We start from the raw sequence: 10,364 nt of genomic DNA, 5'->3' as shown, positions 1-10,364 counted from the left end.
ACCCTGCTCGGCGACTTCGGCGCCGAGGTCGTCAAGATCGAGCACCCCACCAAGCCCGACCCCTCCCGCGGCCACGGCCCCTCCAAGGACGGCATCGGCCTGTGGTGGAAGGTCCTGGGCCGCAACAAGCGCACGGTGACCCTGGACCTGTCCAAGCCGGGCGGCCGGACCACCTTCCTGAGACTGGCCGCCTCCGCGGACGTCGTCATCGAGAACTTCCGCCCCGGCACCCTGGAGAAGTGGGACCTCGGCTGGCCCGAGCTGTCCGCCGCCAACCCCCGCCTGGTCCTCACCCGCGTCACCGGCTTCGGCCAGTTCGGCCCCTACGCCGACCGCCCCGGCTTCGGCACCCTCGCCGAGGCGATGAGCGGCTTCGCGGCGATCACCGGCGAACCGGACGCGCCCCCGGTCCTGCCGCCCTTCGGCCTGGCCGACTCCATCGCTGGCCTGGCCACGGCCTACGCGGTGATGACGGCACTCGCGGCCCGGGAGCGCACGGGCGAGGGCCAGGTCGTCGACATGGCCCTCATCGAGCCGATCCTGACGGTCCTCGGCCCCCAGCCGACCTGGTACGACCAGCTCGGCCACGTCCAGGAGCGCACCGGCAACCGCTCCGCCAACAACGCCCCGCGCAACACCTACCGCACCGCCGACGGCACCTGGGTCGCCGTCTCCACCTCGGCCCAGTCGGTCGCGGAACGCGTGATGCACCTGGTCGGCCGCCCGGAGCTGATCGACGAACCGTGGTTCGCGACCGGCGCCCAGCGGGCCGCGCACGCCGACGTCCTCGACGCGGCGGTCGGTTCGTGGATCGCCGTGCGCACCCGCGCCGACGTCCTCGCGGCCTTCGAGAAGGCACAGGCCGCGATCGCCCCGATCCAGGACATCCGGGACGTGATGACCGACCCGCAATACCAGGCCCTCGACACCGTCACCACGGTCGACGACCCCGAGCTCGGCCCCCTGCGCATGCAGAACGTCCTCTTCCGGCTCTCGGCGACCCCTGGCGCGATCCGCTGGGCGGGCCGCCCGCACGGCGCGGACACGGACGAGATCCTGACGGAACTGGGCCTGAGCGGGGCCGAGTTGGCGGCCCTGCGCGCGGAGGGCGCCCTGTGAGGCCGTACCCCTTGACCTGGCTCTACGTCCCCGGCGACCGGCCCCACATCGTGGACAAGGCGCTCGCCGCCGGTGCCGACGTCGTGGTCGTCGACCTGGAGGACGCGGTCGCCCCCGACCGCAAGCGGTACGCCCGCGAGGCCACCGCCGAACGTCTGGGCGACCCCCAGCCGGTCCCGGTCCACGTCCGGGTGAACGCCCTGTCCGGTCCGCTGGCGGCGGCGGACCTGGCGGCGATCGCGCCCCTGCCGGGCGTCTCCGGCCTCCGCCTGCCCAAGGTCACCACCCCCGCCCAGATCACCCACATCGCCCGGACCACCGCCGGGGCCGAAGGAGGCGCCGCCCCGCCCCTGTACGCCCTGCTGGAGTCGGCGCTGGGCATCGAGCACGCCTACGCCGTCGCCACCGCCCACCCGAACCTGCGCGGCATCGCCCTCGGCGAGGCGGATCTCCGCGCCGACCTGGGCGTCCGGCACGACAGGGGGCTGGACTGGGCGCGCTCCCGGGTGGTCGTGGCGGCGCGGGCGGCGGACCTTCCGCCCCCGTCCCAGTCGGTCCACCCCGACATCCGGGACCTGGAGGGCTTGCGGGCCGGCTGCGCCCACGGCCGTGCCCTGGGCTTCCTGGGCCGGGCCGCCGTCCATCCCCGCCAGCTCCCGGTGATCGAGCGGGCCTACCTCCCCACTCAGGAGGAGATCGAGCAGGCGGAGACCGTCCTGAAGGCGGCGGAGGCCGAACAGGGGGCCCAGGCCCTGGCGGACGGCACCTTCATCGACGCGGCCATGGTGACCCAGGCCCGCCGCACCCTCTCCCTGGCCGGGCGCGGCTGACATACGACGAGGGCGCCCCGGCGGTCCAGGGCGCCCTCGTCGACGTGGAACCGGTCGTCAGGTCTTCTTCGCCGACCCGGCCTCGTCGGCCACCTCGGCTTCGGCCTTGTCGTCGGCGTCGGTCTTCTCGTCGGCCCCGTCCGTCGCGTCGGTGCCGGTCTTCTCGTTCGCCTCGGCCTCACCGTCGGCGGCGTCCGCGCCCGGCTCGACGACTTCCTCGCGCCCGGGCCGCTTCTTCGCCGACACCACGATGTACGTCACCGCGAGCAGGAAGACGATGATCGCGGTCCAGACGTTGAGCCGGAGGCCGAGGATGTGGTGGGCGTCGTCGATGCGCATGTACTCGATCCAGCCGCGCCCCGTGCAGTACGCGGCGACGTACAGCGCGAAGGCCCGCCCGTGGCCCAGCTTGAAGCGGCGGTCGGCCCAGATGACGAGGAGCGCGACACCGACGCACCACAGCGACTCGTACAGGAAGGTCGGGTGGTAGTAGCCCGGCACCCGGCCGTCCGTGGAGGAGGTGATGTGCAGGGCCCACGGCAGGTCGGTCGGCTTGCCGTACAGCTCCTGGTTGAACCAGTTGCCCCAGCGGCCGACGGCCTGTGCGAGGGCGATACCGGGGGCGATGGCGTCGGCGTAGGCCGGCAGCGGGATGCCCCGCCGGCGGCAGCCGATCCAGGCGCCCACCGCACCGAGCGCGATCGCACCCCAGATGCCGAGGCCGCCCTCCCAGACCTTGAAGGCGTCCACCCAGTCCCGGCCCTCGCTGAAGTACAGCTCGTAGTCCGTGATCACGTGGTAGAGGCGGCCGCCGAGCAGTCCGAACGGCACGGCCCAGACCGCGATGTCGGCCACCGTGCCGGTCCGCCCGCCGCGGGCGATCCAGCGCTTGTTGCCGAGCCAGACGGCAACGAAGACGCCGATGATGATGCAGAACGCATAGCCACGCAGCGGGATGGGACCGAGGTGGATCACCCCGCGCGACGGGCTGGGAATGTAGGCAAGTTCCATGGCAGGGTCGACGCTACCCTGCCGGGCCTGGCCCACGGCAGGCGGCCCGGCAACGGGTCCATAACAGGCGGGTGAGAGAAGGCGGCCGCCGCCTTACCCGCCGTCACCCCTTGTTGGCGGCCTCCACCTGCTGCTTGAGCTTCGCCGGGGTCATCGTGTTGTCCTGGTAGATGTTCTTGCCGTCGAGCAGCACGGTCGGGGTGCCGGAGAACCCGCCGTTGCGGAAGGCGGCCGCGGACTTCTCCACCCAGCTGTTGTGGGTGCCCTTCTCCACGCAGGACCGGAAGGCGGGCGTGTCGAGGCCGTCGACCTTCTGCGCCAGGTCGAGCAGCTTCTCGTTTTTCGCGTAGTCGTCGCTGGTCTCCACGGGCTGGTTCTCGTACAGCACGTCGTGGTAGCCCGGGAACTTCCCGACGTCCTGGGCGCAGGCGGCGGCGTTGGCCGCGTTGCGCGAGCCGGTGCCGCCCATGTTGCCGTCGATGATCGTGGCCAGGTGGTACTCGACCTTGAGCTTGCCGGACGCGGTGAGCTCGTGGATCGTCGGGCGGTACGCCGTCTCGAAGGCCTTGCAGGCCGGACAGCGGAAGTCCTCCCAGACGACGAGCGTCGACCCGGCGCCCTCCTTGCCGACCGGGATGGCCAGGCTGTCCTGGCCGTTGGCCCCCGAGGGCACCACGACCGGGCCCGAGGCGTCCTCGCTGTTCTTGCCCGCGTTGGCCGCGACGACCCCGATCACCGCCGCGAGCCCGAGGACGCACACCACGCTCGCCCCCACGATCAGCACCCGGCGCCGCTTCTCCGCGGTCCTCTGCTTCGCGCGCTCCTCCGCCAGCCGCTCCCGGGCGGTGCGCTTTCCCTCACGGTTCTTCTCGCTCACACCCGCAGAACGAACCGGGGAGGCGCACCGCGCCTCCCCGGCCCCAGGTCCACCCGTTCGAGTGACCGGATCTTCCGTCACGCCCTGACGTGCGGGCGGCCCGGCCTACGCCTGCCGGCGCACGCCCTGGGCCAGTTCGCCCGCGAGCGCGCGCACGCCCTCCAGGCCGGCCTGCTCGTCGGGCGCGTCCAGCATCCGCTTCACGAAGGCGGAGCCGACGATCACACCGTCGGCGAAGCCGGCCACCTCGGCGGCCTGCGCCGCGTTGGAGACCCCGAGCCCGACGCAGACGGGCAGGCCGCTGCCGGTGGCCCGGGTCCGCTCCACGAGGTCCTGCGCCTGGGCGCCGACCGACTCGCGCGTACCGGTGACGCCCATGAGCGAGGCGGCATACACGAACCCGCTGCCGGCCGCGGTGATCTCGGCGAGCCGCGCGTCCTTGCTGCTGGGCGCGACCACGAAGACGGTGGCGAGCCGGTGCTTCTCGGCGTGCTCCCTCCACAGCGCCGACTCCTGCACGGGCAGGTCGGGCAGGATGCAGCCCGCACCGCCCGCCTCGGCCAGCTCGGCGGTGAAGCGCTCGACGCCGTAGCGGTCGATGGGGTTCCAGTACGTCATCACGAGCACCGGCTTCCCGGTGGCCGCGTGGGTCTCCTTGACCGTGCGCATCACGTCCGCGATCTTGACGCCGCCGCGCAGGGCGATGTCGTCGGCGGTCTGGATGACGGGGCCGTCGAGGACGGGGTCGCTGTGCGGCAGACCGACCTCGACGACGTCCGCGCCGCCGTCGAAGGCGGCCTTGATCGCCTCGATGCCGCCGTCCACGGTCGGGAACCCGGCCGGGAGGTAGGCGATGAGCGCGGACCGGCCCTCGGCCCTGGCGGCGGCGAGGGTGTCGGTCAACAGCTGGATGTTCCCGCTCACTTGGCGTCCCCCTCGATCTCCGCGCCGGTGCCGGCCTCGTCCGCGGCGACGGCCGCGTCCGTGTCGTACAGGCCGAAGTAGCGTGCGGCCGTGTCCATGTCCTTGTCGCCGCGGCCGGACAGGTTGACGACGATCAGCCCGTCCTTGCCGAGCTCCCGGCCGACCTCCAGGGCGCCGGCCAGCGCGTGCGCGCTCTCGATGGCAGGGATGATGCCCTCGGTGCGCGAGAGCAGGCGCAGGGCCTGCATGGCCGCGTCGTCGGTGACCGCGCGGTACTCGCCGCGGCCGGAGTCCTTGAGGTAGGAGTGCTCGGGGCCGATGCCCGGGTAGTCCAGGCCGGCCGAGATGGAGTACGGCTCGGTGATCTGGCCCTCCTCGTCCTGGAGGACGTAGGAGCGGGAGCCGTGCAGGATGCCGGGCTCGCCCGCGGTGAGGGTCGCCGCGTGCTCGCCGGTCTCCACGCCGTGTCCGGCGGGCTCGCAGCCGATGAGGCGTACGCCGGTGTCCGGGATGAAGGCGTGGAAGAGGCCGATGGCGTTCGAGCCGCCGCCGACGCAGGCGACGGCCGCGTCGGGCAGCCGGCCGGCCCGCTCCAGGAGCTGGCGGCGGGCCTCGACGCCGATGACCCGGTGGAAGTCGCGGACCATGGCCGGGAAGGGGTGCGGGCCGGCGACCGTGCCGAACAGGTAGTGGGTGCGGTCGACGTTGGCGACCCAGTCCCGGAATGCCTCGTTGATGGCGTCCTTGAGCGTGCGGCTGCCGGACTTCACGGCGATGACCTCGGCGCCTAGCATGCGCATCCGGGCCACGTTCAGGGCCTGGCGCTGGGTGTCGATCTCGCCCATGTAGATGGTGCACTCGAGGCCGAACAGAGCGCAGGCGGTGGCGGTGGCGACGCCGTGCTGGCCGGCACCGGTCTCCGCGATCACCCTCGTCTTGCCCATGCGCTTGGTGAGCAGGGCCTGCCCGAGCACGTTGTTGATCTTGTGGGAGCCGGTGTGGTTGAGGTCCTCCCGCTTGAGGAAGACCCGCGCCCCGCCGGCGTGCTCGGCGAACCTCGGCACCTCGGTGAGGGCGGAGGGCCGGCCCGTGTAGTTCACGAGCAGGTCGTCGAGCTCACGGGCGAACTCGGGGTCGTGCTTGGCCTTGTCGTACTCGACGGCGACCTCGTCCACGGCGGCGACGAGGGCCTCCGGGATGAACTTGCCGCCGAAGCTGCCGAAGTAGCCTTCGGCCGTGGGGACTTGACCCTCCGGGTCAGGGATGAAGAACTCGCTGGGCATGGCTGAACCTCACGGTGAGTGTGTGTGAAAGACACTGAGCGCCGTGGGGGCAGGGGGTCACTGGTCGACTACAGGCCGTCAGTGGCTGATCGCGCAGTTCCCCGCGCCCCTGAAGAGCTGCCATCGGCGGCCGTTCACCTGTCCGGGTTCGTCACCGATGACGTACCGCACCCGGCGGCCGTGCACCCGGCGTGCCGGGGCGCGGCAGCCGCGGGGACGGCAACCGCGCGCAAGGCGCGCGTGCCGGTCCGCGGTGGTCATGGTGACAGTCATCAGGCCAACCCTATCGAAAGATCAGCCGCGCCCGTGCCGCAGAGCCGGGTGCTCGCCCGCCGCCACCAGGTCGGCGACCGCCGTCTTCGGGTCCTTGCCGGTGACCAGGGACTCGCCCACCAGGACCGCGTCGGCGCCGGCGTTGGCGTAGGCGATGAGGTCGTGCGGACCTCGGACGCCGGACTCGGCGATCTTGACCAGGTGGGCCGGGATCTCGGGGGCGACGCGCTCGAAGGTGCCGCGGTCGACCTCAAGGGTCTTGAGGTTACGCGCGTTGACGCCGATGATCTTCGCTCCGGCGTCCACCGCGCGCTCGACCTCGTCCTCGTCGTGGACCTCGACGAGCGGGGTGAGCCCGATGGACTCGGCACGCTCGATCAGGGACTCCAGGGCGGGCTGCTCCAGGGCCGCGACGATGAGCAGCGCGAGGTCGGCGCCGTAGGCCCGGGCCTCCCAGAGCTGGTACGACGTGACGATGAAGTCCTTGCGCAGGACGGGGATGTCCACGCGCGCGCGGACGGCCTCCAGGTCGGCCAGCGAGCCGCCGAAGCGGCGCTGTTCGGTGAGGACGGAGATGACGGCCGCGCCGCCCGCCTCGTAGTCGGCGGCCAGGCCCGCCGGATCGGCGATCGCGGCCAGCGCGCCCTTGGAGGGGCTGGAGCGCTTGACCTCGCAGATGACCTTGACGCCGTCGCCGCGCAGTGCGGCCACGCCGTCCTTGGCCGCGGGAGCCTTCGCCGCGCGCTCCTTGAGCTCGTCGAGGCTGACGCGCGCCTGCCGTTCCGCGAGGTCGGCACGGACTCCGTCGATGATCTCGTCGAGCACACTCACGCGAGCGGCCCCCTTCCAGACGGTTGACAGTTCCAGCGACCGATGAGAACAAGTGGTCACTGCGATGGTATCCGCAGGAGGGCGTAGCCCTCGCATCCGGTTGACGCCGGTCCCACTACCTGGACATTCGCCAGTTGATCAAGGATGTAGCCAGCCACCGAACGGCAGGTTCCGGACAACCGTGAAGACCAGCAGCATTGCTCCCGCCGTCCACAGGTGCACGGGCCCGAGAGCGAGGTTCAGCGGCCGTCCGCGGGCCGCGCGGACCACCCAGACGGTCCACAGCACGGCGAAGCCCAGATAGCCCACCACGCCCATCGCGTTGTCCTGGAGTGCGGCCAGGAAGTCGCCGTGGACGAACGCGTGCGCGCTGCGCAGTCCACCGCAGCCGGGGCAGTACAGGCCGGTGATCCGGTAGAGCGGGCAGACGGGGTAGTGGCCGGGCTGGTTGGGGTCCACGGTCCCCACGTACACGAAGGTCCCGGCGACGGCCGCGAGGATCCCGCCCGGGACGGCCAGGCGTGCCGGCAGGCCGGTCCGGGGCAACATGCGCTCTGTTTCGGCGTTCACGTCCGTCATTGTCCCCCGCCCTCCCGGCGAACGCGTGAGGGGCGGCACCGGCAGGTTCGCCGGGCCGCCCCTTCACGAGGTCCGCGTGTCAGCTCTTGGCGTCCGCCGACTCGGGCTGTGCGGTGGCGAGCGGCTTGTGGGCGTCCTTGGGCATGCCCATCCCCATCGCGCTCATGATCCAGCCGACGACGCCGCCGATGACCACGATCGCCATACCGGCCCAGAAGCCCGCCGGCTGGGCCATCACCATGAAGGCGCCCGCGACGCAGAAACCGATGAAGGCGATAGTGACACCGGTCCAGGCGGCCGGGGTGTGACCGTGGCTGCTGCCCGCCATTGCTTGCTCCTAGGTGCTGAAGTACGTGATGTCCGCGCCCATTCTTCCGTACGCACGACCACGATGTGTCCGGGGGGCACCTGGACGCGCCCCTCTGGGGCGGAGCCGGAGAAAGACGCTAGGCGCCCGTCGGATCCTCCCCACGGTCGAGCGCCTTCCAGATGTCCTCGGGCCGATCGGGATCCACCACCGCGGGCTTACGACGCCGCGGCGCCCCGTCCCGCTCGTACCGCCCCGACATCGCAGGCCACAGCCGCCCGTACCGCAGGGCGAGCAGCCCGGCCAGCAGGATCAGCGCGCCGCCGACCACGGCGACATAGGGCCAGGCGGTATGGCTGAGCGCGGAGACCGTCGCGGACGTGTCCCCGGAGGCCTTCGCCGCCTGCTCGTCCAGCGCGGAGGAATCACCGGCCCCGATCAGCGCGGCGACCACGATGCCCGCGCCGGACAGCGCCAGCACCCCGGCGACCAGCAGCCGCCCCGCCTTGCGTACGGCGAACACGGCGACCAGCGCGGCGAGCCCCACTATGGCCAGCGCGGCGGGAACCCCGGTCACGTCACTGCCCTTGGCCGTCAGCGGGAACGCGCCGCCGGCCACCGTCGCGGTGCCCTCGGACCACTGCTGGCGGGTCGCGAGCAGCGCCACGGCCGCGCCGAGCGCCCCGGCAAGAAGGGCCACGGCAAGACTGAGGCGGCCGGCCCGGGCGGGTCCGGCGGCTTCGGAACGGGGGTGCGGTACGGCAGTCACGTACCCCACTATCACCCGAACCCCGGGCGAACGGTCACCCGGGGCCCCGTGAGAAGCGCCCCATTCGCCGGCGAAGCGCCCTACTTGCCGAGCCGGTTCGCCGTGTGCACCGCCCTGAGGACCGCCGCCGCCTTGTTGCGGCACTCGGTGTCCTCGGCGACCGGGTCGGAGTCGGCGACGATGCCGGCCCCGGCCTGGACGTAGGCCGTGCCGTCGCGCAGCAGGGCCGTGCGGATGGCGATCGCGGTGTCGGAGTCGCCCGCGAAGTCGAGGTAGCCGACACAGCCGCCGTACAACCCGCGCCGGGACGGCTCCAGTTCGTCGATGATCTGCATCGCCCGGGGCTTGGGGGCGCCGGAGAGGGTGCCCGCCGGGAAGCAGGCGGTCAGGACGTCGAAGGCGGTACGGCCGGGCGCCACCTTGCCGGTGACCGTGGAGACGATGTGCATCACGTGGGAGTACCGCTCGACGGACATGAAGTCGACGACCTCCACGGAGCCGGGCTCGCAGATGCGCCCCAGGTCGTTGCGGCCGAGGTCCACCAGCATCAGGTGCTCGGCGCGCTCCTTGGGGTCGGCGAGCAGTTCGTCGGCGAGGGCCTGGTCCTCCTGCGGGGTGGCCCCGCGCCAGCGGGTGCCGGCGATGGGGTGGACCATGGCGTGCCCGTCCTCGACCTTGACCAGCGCCTCGGGGGACGAGCCCACGACGTCGAAGCCGTCGAAGCGGAACAGGTACATGTACGGGGAGGGGTTGGTGGCCCGCAGGACCCGGTAGACGTCCAGCGCGCTCGCCGTGCAGGGCGTCTCGAAGCGCTGCGAGGGGACGACCTGGAAGGCCTCGCCGGCCCGGATGCGCTCCTTGATGTCCTCGACGGCCTCCTGGAAGTCGGGGCCGCCCCAGAGCGCGGTGTACTCGGGCAGTTCGGAGGGCGGCAGGACCGCCGGGGGCTGGGCCACCGCGCGGGACAGGTCCGCCTCCATGGCGTCCAGGCGGGCCATCGCGTCCGCGTGGGCCTCGTCGACGCCGGTGTCGAGGTCGTTGTGGTTGATCGCGTTGGCGATCAGCAGGACCGAGCCCTCCCAGTGGTCCATGACGGCGAGGTCACTGGTCAGGAGCATGGTGAGCTCGGGCAGGCGCAGATCGTCGCGCTCGCCGGGGCCGATCTTCTCCAGGCGGCGGACGATGTCGTAGCCGAGGTAGCCGACCATGCCGCCGGTGAAGGGCGGCAGGCCCTCCTGGTGCGGGGTGTGCAGGGCCTCGATGGTGGCGCGCAGGGCGGCCAGCGGGTCGCCGTCGACGGGGACGCCGACCGGTGGGGTGCCCAGCCAGTGGGCCTGGCCGTCGCGTGCCGTCAGGGTCGCGGCCGAGCGCACGCCCACGAAGGAGTAGCGGGACCACGAGCGGCCGTTCTCCGCGGACTCCAGCAGGAAGGTGCCGGGGCGCTCGGCGGCGAGCTTGCGGTAGAGGGCGACGGGGGTGTCGCCGTCGGCCAGGAGCTTGCGCGTGACGGGGATGACGCGGCGGTCGGTGGCCAGCTTGCGGAAGGTCTCGAGGTCCATGG

12 protein-coding genes are annotated in these 10,364 nt (G+C 72.4%); 2 read left to right on the top strand and 10 right to left on the bottom strand.

Annotated elements, in window-relative coordinates; all coding sequences use genetic code 11:
• Both EHS43_RS03665 and EHS43_RS03660 read left to right on the top strand, forming a co-directional pair.
• On the top strand, window positions 1-1,119 hold a 1,119-nt coding region (locus EHS43_RS03665), incomplete at its 5' end, for a CaiB/BaiF CoA-transferase family protein (protein ID WP_148104013.1).
• The gene (locus EHS43_RS03660; protein ID WP_125189065.1) at window positions 1,116-1,949 is read left to right on the top strand and encodes a CoA ester lyase; all 834 of its coding nucleotides are present in this window, start codon (window positions 1,116-1,118) and stop codon (window positions 1,947-1,949) included. The genes EHS43_RS03665 and EHS43_RS03660, both read left to right, overlap by 4 nt.
• A gap of 57 nt (window positions 1,950-2,006) precedes the next feature.
• On the opposite strand, the gene lgt is transcribed toward EHS43_RS03660, so the two are convergent.
• The 10 genes from lgt to EHS43_RS03610 all read right to left on the bottom strand — a co-directional run bounded on the left by lgt (window position 2,007) and on the right by EHS43_RS03610 (window position 10,362).
• The gene (lgt, locus tag EHS43_RS03655; protein ID WP_125189064.1) at window positions 2,007-2,960 is read right to left on the bottom strand and encodes a prolipoprotein diacylglyceryl transferase; all 954 of its coding nucleotides are present in this window, start codon (window positions 2,958-2,960) and stop codon (window positions 2,007-2,009) included.
• A 103-nt stretch (window positions 2,961-3,063) separates the two neighbouring features.
• Window positions 3,064-3,837, bottom strand: a complete 774-nt coding sequence (locus EHS43_RS03650) for a thioredoxin domain-containing protein (RefSeq protein WP_125189063.1) — start codon at window positions 3,835-3,837, stop codon at window positions 3,064-3,066.
• A gap of 105 nt (window positions 3,838-3,942) precedes the next feature.
• The gene (trpA, locus tag EHS43_RS03645) at window positions 3,943-4,761 is read right to left on the bottom strand and encodes a tryptophan synthase subunit alpha (RefSeq protein ID WP_125189062.1); all 819 of its coding nucleotides are present in this window, start codon (window positions 4,759-4,761) and stop codon (window positions 3,943-3,945) included.
• The gene (trpB, locus tag EHS43_RS03640; RefSeq protein WP_125189061.1) at window positions 4,758-6,044 is read right to left on the bottom strand and encodes a tryptophan synthase subunit beta; all 1,287 of its coding nucleotides are present in this window, start codon (window positions 6,042-6,044) and stop codon (window positions 4,758-4,760) included. The genes trpA and trpB overlap by 4 nt, the downstream gene beginning before the upstream one ends.
• Window positions 6,045-6,122: 78 nt before the next feature.
• The gene (trpM, locus tag EHS43_RS03635; protein WP_125189060.1) at window positions 6,123-6,317 is read right to left on the bottom strand and encodes a tryptophan biosynthesis modulator TrpM; all 195 of its coding nucleotides are present in this window, start codon (window positions 6,315-6,317) and stop codon (window positions 6,123-6,125) included.
• Window positions 6,318-6,338: 21 nt separating this feature from the next.
• Window positions 6,339-7,148 (bottom strand): indole-3-glycerol phosphate synthase TrpC, encoded by an 810-nt coding sequence (trpC, locus tag EHS43_RS03630; protein ID WP_020119953.1) that lies wholly within the window; start codon window positions 7,146-7,148, stop codon window positions 6,339-6,341.
• Window positions 7,149-7,286: 138 nt separating this feature from the next.
• Window positions 7,287-7,727, bottom strand: a complete 441-nt coding sequence (locus EHS43_RS03625) for a DUF2752 domain-containing protein (protein ID WP_125189059.1) — start codon at window positions 7,725-7,727, stop codon at window positions 7,287-7,289.
• 79 nt (window positions 7,728-7,806) lie between these two features.
• Entirely contained in the window at window positions 7,807-8,055 is a 249-nt protein-coding gene (locus EHS43_RS03620; protein WP_125189058.1) for an HGxxPAAW family protein, read from the bottom strand.
• 118 nt (window positions 8,056-8,173) lie between these two features.
• On the bottom strand, window positions 8,174-8,812 hold the full coding sequence (locus tag EHS43_RS03615) for a TIGR02234 family membrane protein (RefSeq protein WP_125189057.1): 639 nt from the start codon (window positions 8,810-8,812) through the stop codon (window positions 8,174-8,176).
• Between the two features lie 71 nt (window positions 8,813-8,883).
• Window positions 8,884-10,362, bottom strand: a complete 1,479-nt coding sequence (locus EHS43_RS03610) for an anthranilate synthase component I (RefSeq protein ID WP_125189056.1) — start codon at window positions 10,360-10,362, stop codon at window positions 8,884-8,886.
• Window positions 10,363-10,364: the final 2 nt, after the last annotated feature.

The organism is Streptomyces sp. RP5T, from assembly GCF_003933965.1.
Lineage (GTDB): Bacteria > Actinomycetota > Actinomycetes > Streptomycetales > Streptomycetaceae > Streptomyces.
The sequence above is the reverse complement of the archived record's forward strand: the minus strand, read 5'-3'. Positions and strand labels throughout refer to the sequence as shown.

Excerpts from the sequence above, each read along its gene's own strand:
- lgt (WP_125189064.1), bottom strand. The coding sequence starts at position 2,960 with ATGGAACTTGCCTACATTCCCAGCCCGTCGCGCGGGGTGATCCACCTC.
- trpB (WP_125189061.1), bottom strand. The coding sequence starts at position 6,044 with ATGCCCAGCGAGTTCTTCATCCCTGACCCGGAGGGTCAAGTCCCCACG.
- trpM (WP_125189060.1), bottom strand. The coding sequence starts at position 6,317 with ATGACTGTCACCATGACCACCGCGGACCGGCACGCGCGCCTTGCGCGC.
- EHS43_RS03625 (WP_125189059.1), bottom strand. The coding sequence starts at position 7,727 with ATGACGGACGTGAACGCCGAAACAGAGCGCATGTTGCCCCGGACCGGC.
- EHS43_RS03620 (WP_125189058.1), bottom strand. The coding sequence starts at position 8,055 with ATGGCGGGCAGCAGCCACGGTCACACCCCGGCCGCCTGGACCGGTGTC.
- EHS43_RS03610 (WP_125189056.1), bottom strand. The coding sequence starts at position 10,362 with ATGGACCTCGAGACCTTCCGCAAGCTGGCCACCGACCGCCGCGTCATC.